The 19,045-nt window shown below is 59.6% G+C and carries 15 protein-coding genes; 10 read left to right on the top strand and 5 right to left on the bottom strand.

The window, feature by feature from the left end; all coding sequences use genetic code 11:
- The first annotated feature begins 92 nt into the window (after window positions 1–92).
- The 6 genes from tig (at window position 93) to CPH89_RS29275 (ending at window position 8,640) form a co-directional block, all read left to right on the top strand.
- Window positions 93–1,403 carry a trigger factor gene (tig, locus tag CPH89_RS29300; RefSeq protein WP_017136463.1) on the top strand — a complete coding sequence of 437 codons (1,311 nt, stop codon included), beginning with the start codon at window positions 93–95 and terminating at the stop codon, window positions 1,401–1,403.
- Window positions 1,404–1,494: 91 nt separating this feature from the next.
- Complete coding sequence (gene clpP / locus CPH89_RS29295; protein WP_003238276.1) at window positions 1,495–2,130, top strand: ATP-dependent Clp endopeptidase proteolytic subunit ClpP; 636 nt, start codon at window positions 1,495–1,497, stop codon at window positions 2,128–2,130.
- 112 nt (window positions 2,131–2,242) lie between these two features.
- The gene (gene clpX, locus CPH89_RS29290) at window positions 2,243–3,526 is read left to right on the top strand and encodes an ATP-dependent Clp protease ATP-binding subunit ClpX (RefSeq protein ID WP_017136464.1); all 1,284 of its coding nucleotides are present in this window, start codon (window positions 2,243–2,245) and stop codon (window positions 3,524–3,526) included.
- A gap of 190 nt (window positions 3,527–3,716) precedes the next feature.
- Window positions 3,717–6,113 carry an endopeptidase La gene (lon, locus tag CPH89_RS29285; RefSeq protein WP_053256952.1) on the top strand — a complete coding sequence of 799 codons (2,397 nt, stop codon included), beginning with the start codon at window positions 3,717–3,719 and terminating at the stop codon, window positions 6,111–6,113.
- A gap of 148 nt (window positions 6,114–6,261) precedes the next feature.
- The gene (locus tag CPH89_RS29280; protein ID WP_003174819.1) at window positions 6,262–6,534 is read left to right on the top strand and encodes an HU family DNA-binding protein; all 273 of its coding nucleotides are present in this window, start codon (window positions 6,262–6,264) and stop codon (window positions 6,532–6,534) included.
- Between the two features lie 231 nt (window positions 6,535–6,765).
- Window positions 6,766–8,640 carry a SurA N-terminal domain-containing protein gene (locus CPH89_RS29275; protein WP_053256951.1) on the top strand — a complete coding sequence of 625 codons (1,875 nt, stop codon included), beginning with the start codon at window positions 6,766–6,768 and terminating at the stop codon, window positions 8,638–8,640.
- Between the two features lie 48 nt (window positions 8,641–8,688).
- Here the strand turns inward: CPH89_RS29275 and CPH89_RS29270 are convergent, their stop codons facing one another.
- A complete protein-coding gene (locus CPH89_RS29270) occupies window positions 8,689–9,864 on the bottom strand; it encodes an MFS transporter (protein WP_053256950.1) in 1,176 nt (391 codons plus the stop codon).
- Window positions 9,865–9,983: 119 nt separating this feature from the next.
- Here CPH89_RS29270 and CPH89_RS29265 point away from each other — a divergent pair, with 119 nt between their 5' ends.
- Window positions 9,984–10,883: a LysR family transcriptional regulator gene (locus tag CPH89_RS29265; RefSeq protein ID WP_053256949.1), complete on the top strand. Its 900-nt coding sequence runs from the start codon at window positions 9,984–9,986 to the stop codon at window positions 10,881–10,883.
- 89 nt (window positions 10,884–10,972) lie between these two features.
- Complete coding sequence (locus CPH89_RS29260) at window positions 10,973–11,779, top strand: DUF2242 domain-containing protein (RefSeq protein WP_053256948.1); 807 nt, start codon at window positions 10,973–10,975, stop codon at window positions 11,777–11,779.
- Window positions 11,780–12,164: 385 nt separating this feature from the next.
- Here the strand turns inward: CPH89_RS29260 and CPH89_RS29255 are convergent, their stop codons facing one another.
- On the bottom strand, window positions 12,165–13,199 hold the full coding sequence (locus CPH89_RS29255) for an AraC family transcriptional regulator (RefSeq protein ID WP_053256947.1): 1,035 nt from the start codon (window positions 13,197–13,199) through the stop codon (window positions 12,165–12,167).
- Between the two features lie 4 nt (window positions 13,200–13,203).
- Window positions 13,204–14,334 carry a carbon-nitrogen hydrolase family protein gene (locus CPH89_RS29250; RefSeq protein WP_053256946.1) on the bottom strand — a complete coding sequence of 377 codons (1,131 nt, stop codon included), beginning with the start codon at window positions 14,332–14,334 and terminating at the stop codon, window positions 13,204–13,206.
- A gap of 212 nt (window positions 14,335–14,546) precedes the next feature.
- On the opposite strand from CPH89_RS29250, the gene CPH89_RS29245 reads away from it, so the two are divergent.
- Window positions 14,547–16,586: an NADPH-dependent 2,4-dienoyl-CoA reductase gene (locus CPH89_RS29245; protein WP_053256945.1), complete on the top strand. Its 2,040-nt coding sequence runs from the start codon at window positions 14,547–14,549 to the stop codon at window positions 16,584–16,586.
- A gap of 58 nt (window positions 16,587–16,644) precedes the next feature.
- Window positions 16,645–17,535, top strand: a complete 891-nt coding sequence (locus tag CPH89_RS29240) for a 1-aminocyclopropane-1-carboxylate deaminase/D-cysteine desulfhydrase (RefSeq protein WP_053256944.1) — start codon at window positions 16,645–16,647, stop codon at window positions 17,533–17,535.
- Here CPH89_RS29240 and CPH89_RS29235 read toward each other — a convergent pair.
- Both CPH89_RS29235 and phnX read right to left on the bottom strand, forming a co-directional pair.
- On the bottom strand, window positions 17,532–18,077 hold the full coding sequence (locus tag CPH89_RS29235) for a cytochrome b (RefSeq protein ID WP_053256943.1): 546 nt from the start codon (window positions 18,075–18,077) through the stop codon (window positions 17,532–17,534). The genes CPH89_RS29240 and CPH89_RS29235 overlap by 4 nt on opposite strands.
- A 114-nt stretch (window positions 18,078–18,191) precedes the next feature.
- The gene (gene phnX / locus CPH89_RS29230; protein ID WP_053256942.1) at window positions 18,192–19,019 is read right to left on the bottom strand and encodes a phosphonoacetaldehyde hydrolase; all 828 of its coding nucleotides are present in this window, start codon (window positions 19,017–19,019) and stop codon (window positions 18,192–18,194) included.
- Window positions 19,020–19,045 lie beyond the last annotated feature (26 nt).

Raw genomic sequence — 19,045 nt, 5'->3', positions numbered from 1 at the left:
GGGTGACTTCTTGAGTTTGACCCACTAGAATGCATGCCCTTGATTCTGGGGTCGGAAACGGCCGGCTAACGTCTGTGCAACGAGGAATATCCATGCAAGTTTCTGTTGAAAATACTACTGCTATCGAGCGCCGCCTGAGCATCACCGTGCCGGCAGAGCGTATTGAGACTGCGGTCAACAAGCGTCTGCAGCAGACTGCCCAAAAGGCCAAAATCGCTGGTTTCCGTCCAGGCAAAGTGCCAATGAGCGAAATCAAGCGTCGTTTTGGCGCCGATGCGCGTCAGGAAGCGGTGGGTGACGTGATCCAGGCTTCTTTTTACGAAGCTGTTGTTGAGCACAAGCTGAACCCGGCTGGCTCGCCTTCGATCGAGCCTAAGTCCCTGGAAGCAGGTAAAGACCTGGAATACGTTGCCGTATTCGAAGTGTTCCCGGAGTTCACTGTTGCCGGTTTCGAAGACATCGCTGTTGAGCGCCTGAGCGCCGACGTGGCTGATGCCGACCTGGACAACATGCTGGAAATCCTGCGCAAGCAGAACACTCGTTTTGAAGTGGCCGATCGCGCTGCCCAGAACGAAGATCAACTGAACATCGATTTCGTTGGCAAGGTTGACGGCGAAGCATTCGCTGGCGGCTCCGCCAAGGGCACTCAGCTGGTGCTGGGTTCCAACCGCATGATCCCTGGTTTCGAAGACGGCCTGGTTGGCGCAAAAGCCGGCGAAGAGCGCGTTCTGAACCTGACCTTCCCAGCTGACTACCAGAACCTGGACCTGGCCGGCAAAGCCGCCGAGTTCACCGTGACGGTCAACAGCGTATCCGAGCCTAAGCTGCCAGAGCTGAACGAAGAGTTCTTCGCTCAGTTCGGTATCAAGGAAACCGGTATCGACGGCTTCCGCACCGAAGTTCGCAAGAACATGGAGCGCGAGCTGCGTCAGGCCATCAAGTCCAAGGTCAAGAACCAGGTAATGGACGGCCTGCTGGCTGCCAACCCGATCGAAGTGCCAAAGGCTCTGCTGTCCAACGAAGTGGATCGCCTGCGCGTTCAAGCGGTTCAGCAGTTTGGTGGCAACATCAAGCCTGACCAACTGCCGGCCGAGCTGTTCGAAGAGCAAGCCAAGCGCCGCGTTGTGCTGGGTCTGGTCGTCGCAGAAGTGGTCAAGCAATTCGACCTCAAGCCTGACGAAGATCGTGTTCGCGAAATGATCCAGGAAATGGCCTCGGCCTACCAGGAGCCTGAGCAGGTTGTAGCTTGGTACTACAAGAACGACCAGCAGCTGAACGAAGTACGTTCGGTTGTGCTGGAAGAACAAGTTGTGGATACTGTTCTGCAGAAGGCTAAGGTGACCGATAAAGCGGTCTCTTACGAAGAAGCAGTCAAACCGGCGGAAGCAGCACAAGCCGACTGATTGTCCAACTCGTTCGAAATACAACCATAAGCCAGCCTCGCGCTGGCTTATGCGTTTTCAAGACATGACTATTTGGGAGTAACTGCAGAGCATGTTCCGTAATTCCTATATTCAGCAGAACTCTGATATCCAGGCCGCTGGCGGCCTGGTCCCGATGGTTGTCGAGCAATCTGCTCGTGGCGAACGCGCCTATGACATCTACTCGCGCCTGCTCAAGGAACGAGTGATTTTTCTGGTCGGCCCTGTAGAGGACTACATGGCTAACCTGATTTGTGCGCAACTGCTGTTCCTTGAAGCGGAAAACCCGGACAAGGACATCCATCTTTACATTAACTCTCCGGGTGGCTCGGTGACGGCGGGTATGTCGATCTACGACACCATGCAGTTCATCAAGCCAAACGTGTCGACCACTTGCATCGGCCAGGCCTGCAGCATGGGCGCTTTCCTGCTGACCGCAGGTGCCGAGGGCAAGCGTTTCTGCCTGCCTAACTCGCGCGTGATGATTCACCAGCCACTGGGCGGCTTCCAGGGCCAGGCGTCGGATATCGAAATTCACGCCAAGGAAATCCTGTTTATTCGTGAGCGCCTCAATACATTGATGGCCAAGCACAGCGGGCATACCCTGGAAGAAATCGAGCGTGACACCAATCGCGACAACTTTATGAGCGCGGAAGCTGCGCGTGCGTATGGGTTGATCGACGCGGTGATCGAAAAGCGCCCCGCTTAATATAAGCAGCTCAAAATAGGGCTGGTCGGCGTGTCCGACTACCGGCGGGCTTGAAAAAGCCCGCATAAGCCTTCATCTTGTGTTGCAAGCCTATCGGATTTGGATCGAACGAATGACTGACACCCGCAACGGCGAGGACAACGGCAAGCTGCTCTATTGCTCCTTCTGCGGCAAAAGCCAGCATGAAGTACGCAAATTGATTGCCGGCCCCTCGGTGTTTATCTGCGACGAGTGCGTCGACCTGTGCAATGACATCATCCGCGAGGAGGTGCAGGAAGCCCAGGCCGAAAGCAGCGCGCATAAATTGCCTTCGCCTAAAGAAATCAGCGGCATCCTTGACCAATATGTGATTGGTCAAGAGCGTGCAAAGAAGGTTCTGGCCGTAGCGGTGTACAACCACTACAAGCGCTTGAATCAGCGTGACAAAAAAGGCGACGAGGTCGAACTCGGCAAGAGCAACATCTTGCTGATCGGTCCTACTGGCTCGGGTAAAACCTTGCTGGCGGAAACCCTCGCGCGCCTGCTGAACGTTCCGTTCACCATCGCCGACGCCACCACCCTCACCGAGGCTGGCTACGTGGGTGAAGATGTCGAGAACATCATTCAGAAATTGCTGCAGAAGTGCGACTACGACGTAGAGAAGGCCCAGATGGGTATTGTCTATATCGACGAAATCGACAAGATTTCGCGCAAGTCCGACAACCCGTCGATCACCCGTGACGTTTCCGGTGAAGGCGTGCAGCAAGCGCTGTTGAAACTGATTGAAGGCACGGTAGCTTCCGTACCGCCTCAAGGCGGCCGCAAGCACCCGCAGCAGGAATTCCTTCAGGTTGATACGCGTAACATCCTGTTCATTTGTGGCGGTGCTTTCTCCGGTCTGGAGAAGGTTATTCAGCAGCGTTCCACACGTGGCGGTATCGGTTTTGGTGCGGAAGTGCGCAGCAAGGAAGAAGGCAAGAAAGTGGGCGAGTCCCTGCGTGAAGTCGAGCCTGACGATCTGGTCAAGTTCGGTCTGATCCCGGAATTCGTTGGCCGCTTGCCTGTCCTGGCCACGCTGGACGAGCTGGATGAGGCTGCTTTGATTCAGATCCTCACCGAGCCGAAAAACGCCCTGACCAAGCAATATGCCAAGTTGTTCGAAATGGAAGGTGTAGACCTCGAGTTCCGTACCGATGCACTCAAATCAGTGGCCAAGCGGGCACTGGAGCGCAAGACCGGTGCACGTGGTTTGCGCTCGATCCTCGAAGGCGTGTTGCTCGACACCATGTACGAAATCCCCTCGCAGTCTGAGGTGAGTAAAGTGGTGATCGACGAAAGCGTTATCGAAGGCAAGTCCAAGCCACTGTATATCTACGAAAACAGTGAGCCGGCTGCCAAGGCTGCACCCGACGCGTAAGCGTTTAGCTGTCGCAGTACAAGCAAGGGGCCTTTCGGGGCCCCTTATTTATTTTCGGGCGATTTTGCAGCGTTGTTTTTTAATTCGCGTTTATTCATGCGTTTAACTGCCAGCATTGAGCTTGTTTTTTTTGCATGCAGCCCCCATCTTGGTTTCAAGCTAATTTTTCAACTGTCATAGAGGCGAAATCATGAAGACAACCATCGAATTGCCTCTCCTGCCGTTGCGTGATGTCGTCGTCTATCCGCACATGGTTATCCCGCTGTTCGTGGGGCGCGAGAAGTCTATCGAAGCCCTCGAGGCCGCGATGACGGGCGACAAGCAGATTTTGCTGTTGGCCCAAAAGAATCCTGCTGATGATGATCCAGGCGAAGACGCACTGTATCGCGTCGGTACCATTGCCACCGTATTGCAATTGCTCAAGTTGCCTGACGGCACCGTCAAGGTGCTGGTGGAAGGTGAGCAGCGTGGTGCGGTCGAGCGCTTCATGGAGGTGGACGGCCACCTGCGCGCCGAAGTGGCGCTGATCGACGAAGTCGAAGCTCCAGAGCGCGAATCCGAAGTGTTTGTGCGCAGCCTGCTCTCGCAGTTCGAGCAGTATGTGCAGTTGGGCAAAAAAGTCCCGGCTGAAGTCCTGTCTTCCCTCAACAGCATTGATGAGCCAAGCCGCCTGGTCGATACCATGGCCGCGCACATGGCGCTCAAGATCGAACAGAAGCAGGACATCCTCGAAATCATCGACCTGTCGGCTCGTGTTGAGCACGTGCTGGCGCTGCTGGATGGCGAAATCGACCTGCTGCAGGTTGAAAAACGCATCCGCGGTCGCGTGAAGAAACAAATGGAGCGCAGCCAGCGCGAGTACTACCTGAATGAGCAGATGAAGGCCATTCAGAAAGAACTCGGCGACAGCGAGGAAGGCCACAACGAAATCGAAGAGCTGAAGAAGCGCATCGATGCCGCCGGCCTGCCGAAAGACGCCCTGACCAAAGCCACCGCTGAGCTGAACAAGCTCAAGCAAATGTCGCCGATGTCGGCCGAAGCCACTGTGGTTCGTTCCTATATCGACTGGCTGGTGCAAGTGCCGTGGAAGGCCCAGACCAAAGTGCGCCTGGACCTGGCGCGTGCCGAGGATATCCTCGACGCCGACCACTACGGCCTCGAAGAAGTCAAAGAGCGCATCCTCGAATACCTCGCCGTGCAAAAGCGCGTGAAGAAAATTCGTGGCCCGGTGTTGTGCCTGGTCGGTCCTCCGGGGGTGGGTAAAACCTCCTTGGCGGAGTCGATTGCCAGCGCCACCAACCGCAAGTTCGTGCGCATGGCCCTCGGTGGTGTGCGTGACGAGGCGGAAATTCGTGGTCATCGCCGTACTTACATCGGTTCGATGCCAGGAAGATTGATTCAAAAGATGACAAAAGTTGGCGTGCGCAACCCGCTGTTCCTGCTCGATGAAATCGACAAAATGGGCAGCGATATGCGTGGCGACCCGGCGTCGGCGTTGCTCGAAGTGCTCGACCCGGAGCAGAACCACAATTTCAACGACCATTACCTGGAAGTCGACTACGACCTGTCCGACGTAATGTTCCTGTGCACCTCCAACTCCATGAATATTCCGCCGGCGTTGCTGGACCGGATGGAAGTGATTCGTCTGCCGGGTTACACCGAAGACGAGAAGATCAATATCGCCGTCAAATACCTCGCGCCCAAGCAGATTTCGGCCAACGGCCTGAAAAAAGGCGAGATCGAATTTGCGGTCGAGGCGATCCGCGACATCGTTCGTTACTACACCCGCGAGGCCGGTGTACGGGGCCTTGAGCGTCAAATTGCGAAGATCTGCCGCAAGGCGGTCAAAGAGCATGCGCTGGAAAAACGCTTCTCTGTGAAGGTAGACGCCGACTCCCTGGAACACTTCCTGGGCGTGAAAAAATTCCGTTACGGCCTGGCTGAGCAGCAGGACCAGGTAGGCCAGGTGACAGGCTTGGCGTGGACCCAGGTGGGCGGCGAATTGCTGACCATCGAAGCTGCGGTAATCCCGGGCAAAGGCCAATTGATCAAGACCGGTTCGCTGGGTGATGTGATGGTCGAATCCATCACGGCTGCGCAGACCGTGGTGCGCAGCCGCGCGAAGAGCCTGGGGATCCCCCTGGACTTCCACGAGAAGCACGACACTCACATCCACATGCCGGAAGGGGCGACCCCGAAGGACGGCCCTAGCGCCGGTGTAGGGATGTGTACGGCATTGGTGTCGGCATTGACCGGCATACCTGTACGCGCCGATGTTGCCATGACCGGCGAAATTACCCTGCGTGGTCAGGTATTGGCCATCGGTGGTCTGAAAGAGAAATTGCTCGCTGCACACCGGGGCGGTATCAAGACTGTGATCATTCCTGAAGAGAATGTTCGCGACTTGAAGGAAATTCCTGACAACATCAAGCAGGATCTTCAGATTAAACCGGTTAAATGGATTGACGAGGTCCTGCAAATTGCGCTGCAATACGCGCCGGAGCCCTTGCCAGATGTGGCTCCGGAGATTGTCGCGAAGGATGAAAAACGCGAGTCTGATTCCAAGGAAAGAATTAGTACGCATTAATGCCGTTAAGCCTGGGGGCTTCCTTGACAGCTTTTTAGAGCCCTTGTTATAAAGCGGCTCTTAAGTGTCTGTAGGCCATTCAGCACTGGTTTTTGCTTTCACCAAAAAACTTAGAACCATACTCAATAGATATATAAGGGGACTTAGAGTGAACAAGTCGGAACTGATTGATGCTATCGCCGCATCCGCTGATATCCCGAAAGCTGCTGCTGGCCGTGCGCTGGACGCAGTAATCGAATCCGTCACTGGCGCTCTGAAGGCCGGCGACTCCGTGGTACTGGTAGGCTTCGGTACTTTCTCTGTGACTGATCGCCCAGCTCGCACTGGCCGTAACCCACAGACTGGCAAAGCACTGCAAATCGCTGCCGCCAAGAAACCAGGTTTCAAAGCCGGTAAAGCCCTGAAAGAAGCTGTTAACTAAGTTTCGCTCAAGCCTTACCTACCCGGGTCAGACGCAGGTCTGGCCTGGCAGCGGAGCGGCAGCTGACCCAAGTATCCATCGGGTCGCCACGCCGGGGGTGTGGGTTCAAACCCCCGTCCGCTCCGCCAGTTACGAGAAGGCGCATCCTCGGATGCGCCTTTCTTCTATCCGGACTCTACCCACGCTCCACGGTTGCCTAATTTTTGAAGATCAACCGTTTCTGGGGGACGCATGCTGCAGAATATCAGGGACAATTCACAAGGCTGGATTGCCAAAACCATTATCGGGATCATCGTCGCATTGATGGCGTTCACCGGTATCGAGGCCATTTTCCAGGCTTCGACCAACAACAAGCAGGACGTGGCCAAGGTCAACGGTGAAGAGATCACCCAAACCGAACTGAGCCAGGCCGTCGACATGCAACGTCGCCAGCTGATGCAACAGCTGGGCAAGGATTTTGATGCGTCTCTGCTGGACGAAAAACTGCTGCGCGAAGCGGCCCTCAAAGGGCTGATTGATCGCAAGCTGTTGCTGCAAGGCGCGGCTGATTCCAAGTTCGGCTTCTCTGAAGCTGCTCTGGATCAGGTGATCCTGCAGACGCCGGAATTCCAGGTGGACGGCAAGTTCAGCGCTGAGCGTTTTGACCAGGTGATCCGTCAGCTGGGCTACAGCCGCATGCAATTCCGTCAGATGTTGAGCCAGGAAATGCTGATCGGCCAGGTTCGCGCAGGTATTGCCGGCAGCGGTTTCGTCACCGATGCTGAAGTGCTTGCATTCGCCCGTCTGGAAAAGCAGACCCGTGATTTCGCGACCGTGAACATCAAGGCCGACCCTGCGGCGGTGAAACTCACCGACGACGAGGTCAAGGCTCACTACGACCAGCACGCCAAAGAATTCATGACCCCGGACCGGGTGGTCATCGACTATCTGGAATTGAAGAAGTCTTCCTTCTTCGACCAGGTCACCGTGAAGGATGATGAGCTGCAGGCTGCCTATCAGAAAGAAATCGCCAACCTCGCTGAACAGCGTCGTGCCGCGCACATTCTGATTGAAGTCAACGACAAGACCACCGACGCTCAAGCCAAGGCGAAGATCGAAGAAATCCAGGCACGCCTGGCCAAGGGTGAGAAGTTCGAAGCCCTGGCCAAGGAGTTCTCCCAGGATCCAGGTTCGGCCAGCAATGGCGGCGACCTCGGTTTTGCCGGCCCTGGCGTCTACGATCCTGACTTCGAAACGGCCCTGTATGCCTTGAACAAGGACCAGGTGTCGGCACCCGTGCGCAGCACATTCGGTTGGCACTTGATCAAGCTGCTGGGCGTCGAAGCACCGCAAGTGCCATCGTTCGCCAGCCTGAAAGACAAGCTGACTCGCGAGCTCAAGACCCAACAGGTTGAACAGCGCTTCGTCGACGCTTCCAAGCAATTGGAAGATGCGGCATTCGAAGCGTCCGACCTGGCGCAGCCGGCGTCGGATCTGAAGCTGACCGTGCACACCTCCGCGCCGTTTGGCCGTGAAGGTGGTGAAGGTGTTGCGGCCAACCGTGCCGTGGTGACTGCTGCGTTCAGCCCGGAAGTGTTGGATGAGGGTGCCAACAGCGGCGCCATCGAGCTGGACCCGGAAACCATCATCGTGCTGCGTGCCAAAGAGCACTTGAAACCTGCACAACTGCCTCTGGAAAGCGTCTCTGCGGCGATCCGCACACAGATGACCAAAGAGCGCGCCAGTGCAGCGGCCAAAGCCCATGCCGACGAGTTGATCGCCAGCCTGCGTGATGGCAAGACCCCACTGAACCAGGCGATTGATGGTCAGGCATGGAAAGTCACTGAAGCGGCTACCCGTAGCCAGGAAGCGATTGACCCTGCTGTGTTGCAAGCCCTGTTCCGCATGCCCAAGCCTGCGAGCAAGGACAAGCCGACCTTCACCACGGTTACCCTGGCTGACGGTAGCCTGGTGATCGTACGCTTGAATGGTGTCAACGAAGCGGCGGCGCCTACGGACGAAGAAAAGGCGCAATACCGCCGCTTCCTCGCTTCCCGTATTGGCCAGCAAGACTTTGCTGCGTACCGCAAGCAGTTGGAAACCAAGGCTGACATCAAGAAGTTCTGATGGTGCTTTGACTCAAAAGCCCTCGGTCTGAAAGGACCGGGGGCTTTTTTATGGGCGCTGTCGTGTGCCGATCAAGGCCAGCGACATCAGTAGCACGACCGCCCATGCAAAGGCTGTGACGCCCCAGCTTTGCAAGAGCAACCCGCCCGCCAACCCGCCGCCCGCTATTCCCAGGTTCCACACGGTGACCAGCATCGACTGCGCGGCATCCGCCGACGCTCCCGCCGCCTTGGCCAATGCCGTTTGCAGCAACGCCGGCAAACCGCCAAACGCCAGGCCCCATAAAGCCACCGCGCTATAGATAACCGCGGGCGAACTGATCCAGAACGCCAGCATCCCGGCGATCAAGCCAAACAGCCCACAGCTGACCACCAGCAGTGCGGCCAACCACCGATCAATCAGCACGCCGGCTAACCAAATACTCAGCAGCGCTGCCAGGCCGAATACCAGCAATACCCGGTCGATGTCGGCAGTCATCCCGGCAGGCACCAGCAGCGGGGCGATATAGGTATAGAGAATGTTGTGCGCCAGCACGTAGGTAAAGGTCACCCACAGCACGGGGCGTATGCCTGGCAACGCCAGTACTTGGCGCAGAGCCAGGCGCTTTTCGGCCGGTTCGCCGGCGAAGTCCGGGAGCTGCCAGCGCGCCCATACCAGCAGCACTAGCGTCAGGCCCGACATGATCGCAAAGCTCAGGCGCCAGCCGATGGCCGTGCCCAGGAGCGTGCCCGCCGGTACACCGAGGGACAAGGCCAGCGGAGCTCCCAGCATGGCCACGGCAATCGCCCGACCTTGCAGGTGTGGCGCGACCATGCGGCTGGCATACCCTGCCAGCAGCGCCCACAGCAGCCCGGCAAATACCCCGGCACAGAAGCGCGCGGCGAGGGTCAATCCGTAGTGGCTGGAAAGCGCAGTGACGCTGTTGACCAAGGCAAAGCCGCCGATGGCCAGCAGTAACAGCGGCCGCCGACGCCAGCTGCGAGTCAGCAGTGTAAGCGGGATAGCGGCGAGCAGTGATCCGAGGGCGTACAGGGTGACCAACTGGCCGACCAGTGCAGGCGAAACACTCAACCCCTCGCTCATCTGCGGCAACAGCCCGGCCGGCATGGCTTCGGTGAGGATGGTAATGAAGCCCGCCGAGGCCAACGCCAGTAGGCCGCCGAGGGGGAGCGTGTCGCGTTGGGTGGCAGGTGCTGCATCGGTAAGTGAGGGGCTGTGGTTCATCGCGCTCTATCCATGCATAAGGGCAAGGCATCAGGGTAGAGGGCTGTTAAGGGCGGAAAAACAGGCTAAGGTTCCGAACTTATCGGACGCTGATGTCCGTAATCTACTGGGGTAGGGCGATGGACAGTCTGAGCAGCCTTTCGGTATTCGTGCAGGTTGCGGAGATGCGTAGCTTTACGGCCGCTGGCCGCGTGTTGGGGGTGTCTTCTTCTGCCGTGGGCAAAAGCATTGCCCGCACCGAAGAACGCTTGGGCGTGCGCTTGTTTCATCGCAGCACGCGCAGCATCACCTTGACCAGCGAAGGGGCATTGTTCCTTGAGCGTTCGCGACGGATTCTGGCCGAGGTCGAGGCGGCGGAGCAGGAATTGACGGCGGCCAGCGCCACGCCCCGGGGCAAGCTGCGTATCAGCCTGCCACAAGTGCGCGGCCTGTTGCTGCCGGTGCTCAGTGACTTCATGCGCAGCTATCCGGACATTGAGCTGGAGGTGGATTTTTCCGACCGCATGGTGGACGTGATTGAGGAAGGGTTCGATGCGGTGATTCGCACCGGCAAGCCGGAGGATTCGCGTTTGATGGCGCGGCATCTTGGGCATTACCGCTTGGTACTGGTCGGCACCCCGGCGTACTTCGCGCAATACGGTACCCCGCAACAACCACCGGACCTGGCCGGCCACGCTTGTCTGCGTCACAAGTTCTGCGCTACCGGCAAGCTTGAGCCCTGGCCCTTGCGAGCGGTGCCAGGCGCGGTGGAGCCTGTTTTGCGCGCACCGCTGATCACTACCACCATCGAGTCCCTCAACCATGTCGTGCTCGAAGGCCTCGGCGTCGCTTGCCTGCCGGACTTCATGGTCAACGAGGCGGTGCAGCAGGGGCGCTTGCAGCGGGTGCTGGACGACTACCTGGAACATCGCGGCAGCTTCTGGATGTTATGGCCATCAAGTCGCCACGCTTCGGCCAAATTGCGCGTGTTTATCGACCATATGTGTGCCGGGCTTTTTCCTGCAGGCCCCGTCCTGTAAGGCTGTGACGTTTTACCGACAGGAATGCGCGCGCCGGGACCCCGTTCTGTAGCACAATACCGCCCTGACTGTTTTCCTCAGGATTTTCGATGTCGACATCATTTCACTTGCGTAGCCTCGGGCTGGCGCTGGTGCTGGCGGGCGCCGCGGGCTGCTCGTCACCCAAGACCGCCATTTACGAACATGAGAATTTCGACGACTCCGGCACGTTCTCCCGTGATTACCCGGTCAGCGACGCGGCAGCCTGCGAGGCTGCGCGGCGCGCGCTGTTGAGCCAGGGCTACATCATCACCAGCAGCGATCCAAAGCTGGTCGTGGGTAACAAGAGTTTCCAGCAGACCGGCGAAACCCACCTGCAGATCAGTTTCAACGTGGTCTGCGCCGATGATGGCAAAGGCAATAACCACTCGACGATGTTTGCCAACGCCTTGCAGGATCGCTACGCGCTGAAAAAGGTCAACAACTCCGCTAGCCTCGGTGTGGGTGTGTTGGGCTCGGTGTCGATGCCGATTGGCTCCACCGATGACTCGATGGTGAAGGTGGCGAGCGAGACGGTTTCGGCGCCGAAGTTCTATGAGCGTTACTTCTCGCTCGTGGATGTATTCCTGCCGCAAGAAGTGAAGAAGGCTGCGCATATTCCAGAGACGCCAAAGGCGGAGCTGGGCGTGCCGGAGCCGAAAGCGGCGCCGGTTGCTGAAAAGGTTGAGACGCCAACGGAAACACCGGCAACGCCTGCCGCTTCGGAGCCGGTTGCCACGCCACCGGAGGCGGCACCGATTGCGCCCAAAGCAGAGCCTGCCGCAACGCCTGCCGCTGAGCCTGCCCCTGCGCCGACCAATCCAAACCTGCCGGCGCCCACAGAGGCGATTCCGCCCCTGCCAACCCCTTCGCAGTAACGTCGAGCGCTACGGGGTGGGTTTTTTCGACCTTCCCCCCGTAGCGGCTCAAGCTGCCACGGGCACCTTTGCGACCGATTACCCACACGCCAGCGGCTCAACACCGCCAGTGCGATGAGGCGCGCGCGTTCGTCTCACAGCCCTGAGTGCTAAATCCGCTCAGCGCTGCTACGTTTTATCTTGAAGTGCAGGAACGTCACGGCGTCGACATTTTTTCGTCATCACGGCACTTTAGGCTGGCTGTGCAGGTCATTTATTGGCAGCCGCTTTAAACCAACAAGGAGTCCACCATGGACGAATACCAAGAAGAACTGCTTGAGTACCACGCGTTTGAATTGGATCCGCTGGATCCGGTCGATGACGCAACCGAGCTGTAAGACCGACTTCAGGCGGAATGCCGCTGACTGCGGCGAAATTCCCCTGGGGTCTGGTTGTTCCACCGCCGGAACGCCCGTTGAAAGGCCTGGGCTGAGGCAAAACCGAGCAAGTAGGCGATCTCGCCGAACGCCAGCTCCGTATCGCGAATGTAGGTCATGGCCAAGTCGCGGCGGGTGTCGTTGAGAATCGCGCGAAACTGAGTGCCTTCTTCGGCCAGTTTGCGGCGCAGCGTCCAGGTAGGCAGCTTCAGGCGTGCCGCCACTTCTTCCAGGTCGGGCTCCCGGCCGCCATTGAGCATCGGCCCGAGCAACCGGGTGATGCGCTCGCGCAGGCTGCGCGTGCGGGTCAACTGCTCCAACTCGTGTTCACATAACGTCAACAACAGGTGCCAGGTACTGGGGCAGTGCTGCGGGTTACGCAGGGCCAGGGTCTGCTGGTTGAGGCGCAATTGATTGGCCTCGGCGCCGAAGTGGATCGGGCTGTCACCGAGTACACCGTACTGTTCGCTGTACGCCGGGGCTTCAAACTCGATCTCGATGCGCTGTGCCTGCACCGGTTGCTGTGCCACGCTCGACAATTGCTGCAGCCAGCCGGCGATGATCGAATCCACCACAAAGCGGTTGTAGGCGTTGTAAGGGCTGATGGAATAGAAACGCAGCCAGGCGCCCTCGGGGTCTTCGTGAAAGCTTGATTGGCCGCGGTAGTTGGAGCCGTACAGCGCTTCAAAACGCGTCAATGTTCGCGCCGCTTCTCGCACATTCGGTGCCTGTGCGGCAGTCACTCCGGCCAGCCCGGCCTGGCTCAGACGACTCAGTTGGCCCATGCGCAGCCCCAGGCCGGGGTCGCCGGTCAGTTGGATGGCGGCATGGCCCAGGCGCATGTAGCGCGGAATCGACAGGCGCGCACCGGCTTCGGCGAGGCGCGCCGGGTCCAGGCCGTATTGCAGCAGCAGTGGTTGCGGGTCCAGGCTGTGGCTTTGAATGGCGTCCGCCAGGGTGTGCACGAAGCCCACCGAAAGATCGCCCAGGCGCACCGGCTTCACGGCGCTACAACCAGATATTCAGCAGGCGCGCGCCACGGGCGTCATTGCCTGTGACGACGTGCCCGTTGCTGCTGAGGAAGCTGTGCCCGGCGGTGCCCAGGTCCCAGAATTGCCCGCGCAGGAATACGCTCATCCCGGCGTTTGCCTGGCTGATCGGCTGTTGGCTGATCAGGGTGAGGCGGCGCCAGGCTTCGCCTTCGCTGAGTTCTTCGGGTTTGAGGCTGATTTCCTGCGGCGTGGAAACGCTTTTGAAACCGCGCCATGGACGGTCCCAGGTGTCGCGGCCGGTCACAAAGGCGGGCACTGCGACCAATTGCGCGCCTTGCTCGTTGAGTTTGCGGTAGTTGTCCGGGTACCAACTGTCGCTGCCGATCAGGATGCCCAGGCGCCCGGCCGGGGTGTCGACCACGCTGACGATGTTCTCATCGCCCGGCTCGATAAAGCCGCGCTCGTCGTAGATCGGGTAGAACTGGCGCTGTGGCTGGCCGACCGGCAAACCGTCCGCACCAAACACCAGGCTGGCGTTATATAACGCGCCATGCCCGACCTGCAGTTGCCCCTGACTGACACTCGGGTTGGGCAGGGCGATAGAGCCGGCCACCAGCGTGACCCCGAATTCTTTGGCCAGGCCGCCAAACAGCGCCTGATAGTCGCGGGCCATGGCCGGTGCTTTCATGCGCAGGTAAGCGTCGTCCATGCGGTTATCGCCCGTGGCGCTGATCCACGCGCGGGCGAATTGCAACGGGTTGCTGGCCGACAGCCAATTCATTGCATCTTTCAGGTGAACCGCCTGGTACAGCTCGTTCTTCTCGCCGCTGAGCATCAGCCAGGTGCCGATGTGTTCCGGCAGCACGACAATCGTCTTGTCGTTGATCAAGCCTTGGTCCCGCGCGTTTTGCAGGTAAGCCGCGAGCTTCAGGTGCAGGCGTTCCAGGCTTTGATAATCAGCGGGAAACAGCTCCGGCTGGATACCCAGCAAGTTGCCACGATCGGCGGGTTGGCCTTCGTTGATGGCCAGGGTGATGCGCAGGTCCGACAGGTAATGCGCCACAGGGCGCTCCTGGGTCCAGACCAGATACGCGGCGACGGCGGCAACCAAGGCCATGGTGACGGTGAACGCTAGAAGTTTACGCATGGGGCAACAGACAACAGACCGGGTGCAGGGTTCGCCGACTAGGGTAGGGCCCAGGCAGCGGCTTGCCAAGGGGCGCTGTACATTTGGATCAATAACTTGTCAGTTTCAGTCATTGAGCGCTCGTCCGTCGCCTCTTAGTCTGTGGGACATAAACCGATGGCGCGCCGTTCGAGCGCGTCACGTCCCGTGATGATCCGTTGTGGAGCTGTACCATGACCGCTGCTGCCTACCCGCACCTGCTGGCCCCGTTGGACCTGGGTTTTACCACCTTGCGCAACCGCACCCTGATGGGGTCGATGCACACTGGCCTGGAAGAAAAACCCGGTGGTTTCGAACGCATGGCCGCCTATTTTGCCGAGCGCGCCCGTGGCGGCGTCGGCCTGATGGTCACCGGCGGTATCGGCCCGAACGATGAAGGTGGCGTGTACGCCGGTGCAGCCAAACTGACCACCGACGAAGAAGCACAAAAGCACAAGATCGTGACCCAGGCGGTGCACGAGGCTGGCGGCAAGATCTGCATGCAGATCCTCCACGCCGGCCGTTATGCCTACAGCCCCAAGCAGGTCGCACCCAGCGCGATTCAAGCGCCGATCAACCCATTCAAACCCAAGGAGCTGGACGAGGAAGGCATCGAGAAGCAGATCCAGGATTTTGTCACCTGCTCGCTGCTGGCCCAGGTCGCCGAGTATGACGGCGTGGAAATCATGGGTTCCGAAGGCTACTTCATTAACCAGTTCCTCGCCGCTCACACCAATCATCGCACCGACCGTTGGGGCGGCAGCTACGAAAACCGCATGCGCCTGGCGGTGGACATTGTGCGTCGCGTGCGCGAAGCCGTCGGCCCGAACTTCATCATTATCTTCCGCCTGTCGATGCTCGACCTGGTGGAAGGCGGCAGCACTTGGGAAGAGATCGTGCAATTGGCCAAGGCCATCGAACAGGCCGGTGCGACGCTGATCAACACCGGTATCGGCTGGCACGAAGCGCGTATCCCGACCATTGCCACTAAAGTGCCGCGTGGCGCGTTCAGTAAAGTCACCGCCAAGCTGCGCGGCTCGGTGAAGATTCCGCTGATCACCACCAACCGCATCAACACCCCGGAAATCGCCGAGCAGATCCTCGCCGAGGGCGATGCCGATATGGTGTCGATGGCGCGGCCGTTCCTGGCCGACCCGGAGTTCGTCAACAAGGCCGCTGCCGGCCGTGGGGATGAAATCAACACCTGTATCGGCTGCAACCAGGCCTGCCTGGACCATACGTTTGGCGGCAAGTTGACCACCTGCCTGGTCAACCCGCGCGCGTGCTACGAGACCGAGCTCAACTACCTGCCGGTGAAACAGATCAAGAAGATCGCTGTGGTCGGTGCCGGTCCTGCCGGCCTGGCGGCGGCCACCGTGGCGGCTGAGCGCGGTCATCAAGTGACGCTGTTCGATTCCGCCAGCGAGATCGGCGGCCAGTTCAATATCGCCAAGCGGGTGCCCGGTAAGGAAGAGTTTTTTGAAACCCTGCGCTACTTCAAGCGCAAGTTGCAGACCACCCATGTCGAGCTGTGCCTCAACACCCGTGTGGATGTCGCGCAACTGGCGGCGGGCGGCTATGACGAAATTATTCTGGCCACCGGCATTGCGCCGCGCACGCCGGCCATCCCGGGGGTCGATAACGCCAAGGTGTTGAGCTACCTCGACGTGATCCTGGCGCGCAAACCGGTGGGTAAGCGCGTGGCGGTGATTGGCGCCGGCGGTATCGGTTTCGACGTCTGCGAGTTTCTGGTGCATGAAGGCGTCTCCACCAGCCTGGACCGCGAGGCGTTCTGGAAAGAGTGGGGCATCGACACCCAACTGCAAGCCCGTGGTGGCGTGGCAGGCATCCAGCCGCAGCCCCATGCACCGGCGCGCGAAGTGTTCCTGCTGCAGCGCAAGAGCTCCAAGGTCGGCGATGGCCTGGGTAAAACCACCGGCTGGATCCACCGCACGGGCTTGAAGAACAAGCGGGTGCAGATGCTCAACAGCGTCGAATACTTGAAGATCGATGACGAGGGCTTGCATGTCCGCATCGGCGCCGAGGGTGAACCTCAGGTGTTGGCGGTGGACACTATCGTCATCTGCGCCGGGCAGGATCCGTTGCGCGAACTGCACGATGGCCTGGTCGCCGCGGGCCAGAACGTGCACCTGATCGGCGGCGCCGATGTGGCCGCCGAGCTGGATGCCAAGCGCGCCATCAACCAGGGCTCGCGTCTGGCTGCCGAGCTGTAAGGCGGCAAAACGGGGCGGTGGTAGACTACCGCCCCGGTTTTTATGCAGATGCTTTCCGATGGGTCCTTTCGACTGGCTTCCCCGTGCTCCACTTGAACCCTTGCCGCTGGATTGGCTGAACGGGGTCGAGTTGGCCGTGCTACGGCTGGACCGCATCGACCCACTGATCAGCGGCAACAAGTGGTTCAAGCTCACCCAGCACCTGGCCGACGCGCAACAGGCCGGGGCCGATGGGATCATCAGCCTTGGCGGCGCGCACTCCAACCATCTGCACGCGCTGGCGGCGGCCGGCAAGCGGTTTGATTTCCCCACCGTCGGCCTGTTGCGCGGCCATCCTCAAGACACGCCCACCATCCTTGATCTGAAAGCCTTCGGCATGCAGCTGCATTGGCTGGGGTATGGCGGTTATCGCGCGCGTCACGACGCCGGTTTCTGGCGGCCATGGCGCGAACAGTATCCGCACCTCTATCCCGTGCCCGAGGGCGGCGGCGGAACGGCCGGTGCAAGGGGGTGCGGGGTGTTGCTTGAGCAGGCGCGCGCGCAACTGAACGCGCTTGGTTGGGCTGATTACCACGCGTGGTGGTTGGCTGCGGGCACCGGCACCACACTGGCCGGGCTGGCGCTGGCAGAGGCGGGTGTGCATCCGGTATTCGGCGCCTTGGCGGTGCCGGATGATCACGGAGTTGCGCAGAACGTGCAGGCCATTGTGCAGCACGGCTATGAACTGCTGGACGCGAGCCGCGGTGGCTTCGCCAAGGTCGACCCGTTATTACTCAATTTTATCCAGGCCACGGAACAGGCATGCGGCCTACCATTAGAGCCGCTTTATACCGGCAAGGCCTTGCTGGCGTTGAAGCAACAGATCGAGGCCGGACGCTTCGCCCCCGGCACTCGCGTGATCTTCGTGCACACCGGCGGCCTGCAAGGCCGCCGGAGCCTGCAGAGCTAGCGCTTAGGCATCATGCGTAACACGGTGTTATCGCGCATGAAGTAATGGTGATACAGGCCGGCCACGGCATGCAGGCCGATCAGCCAATAACCGACGGTGCCGCCCAGCTCGTGCCATTCCTTGATCTGCTTGGACAGGTCTTTGTTTTCGCCAATCAAGGGCGGCAACTCGATCCCGTAGAACATCACGGAATGGCCTTGGGCACTGACGATCAGCCAGCCGAAAATCGGCATGCCGATCATGAACAGGTACAGCGCCAGATGCATCAGTGTCGCCAGTGCCGATTGCCATTGCGGCGGTGCCGGCACGATCTTCGGTGCAACGCCCAAGGTACGTGCAAACAGGCGCAGCCATACCAGCACAAACACGGTCAGGCCGAACATGTAGTGCATTTCTACAATCAGAGCCCGCCCGCCACTGCCTTTGGGAAAGACCCCGCGAAACTCAATGCAGGCGTAAACCACCGCCAGCAGCACCACCATCAACCAGTGCAGTGCAATCGACATGGTGCTGTAGCGCGTATCGGAATTTTTCCACGGCATCGCTTTCTTCCTCACTCATCAGGGCAAACCTCCGTTCTTTAGCGACGGAGTCCTATTACTGTAAGCCTGTTTTAGCGGGTTTGCCCGGTGCGAATGCCGTTGTATTGACCTCTATCAGTGGCTTTGCGGCATTTCACCGCGCGCCAGGCGCTGGTTGATGTCGGTGATCACCGCAGGCAGGTCGTTGATGGTGTCGATCAGGTAGTGCGGTCGCGAACCCTCGAACAACTTCTCGATGCGTGTGCGCTCGCTGGCCAGGGCGGCGGCGTCCAGGTCACGAAATTGCTCGTAGGTCAGGCCCAGCGCATTGCCGGAGCAGGTCAGTGCCACGGTCCACATGCCGGCGCGACGGCCTTCGAGGATGCCCGGTACGGTATCGTCGACCTTCACGCACGCTGCCACATCGTCAATGCCCAGCGCGATCACGTTGGCCAGTGCCTGGGCGGGCCACGGGCGGCCGTTGGGCACTTCGTCGGTGGCGACCACGTGGTCGGCGATGTAGCCGTTGGTGGCGGCCAGGGCGACCACCTTGTCCATCACCTGTTTGGGGTAGCCGGAGCAGGAGCCGATCTTGATGCCTTGCACACGCAGGCGGGCGATGGTGTCGAGGGCACCGGGGATCAAGGCCGAGTGCTCGGCGATTTTCTCGATCTGCAAGGGCATGAAACGCTGGTAGATCGAGGTCACATCGTCATCGGTCGGCGTGCGGCCAAAGGCTTTGCGGTAGCGTTCGGCGACCTGCGGTTGGTCGCAGAGCGTGCGGATATGGTCCCACTTGCCCATGCCCATCGGGCCACGGGCTTCTTCGATGGAGACTTGCACGTCGAACTCGGCAAACGCCTCGACAAAGATCTGCGTGGGCGCGAAAGAGCCGAAGTCGACCACGGTGCCGGCCCAGTCGAGGATCACGGCCTGGAGGGTGTTGGGGTTTTGATAGTTCATGGTTCAAATCCTGTGGGTAATGGGGG

This window comes from Pseudomonas fluorescens (genome assembly GCF_900215245.1).
GTDB classification, from domain to species: Bacteria; Pseudomonadota; Gammaproteobacteria; order Pseudomonadales; family Pseudomonadaceae; genus Aquipseudomonas; species Aquipseudomonas fluorescens.
The sequence above is the reverse complement of the archived record's forward strand: the minus strand, read 5'-3'. Positions and strand labels throughout refer to the sequence as shown.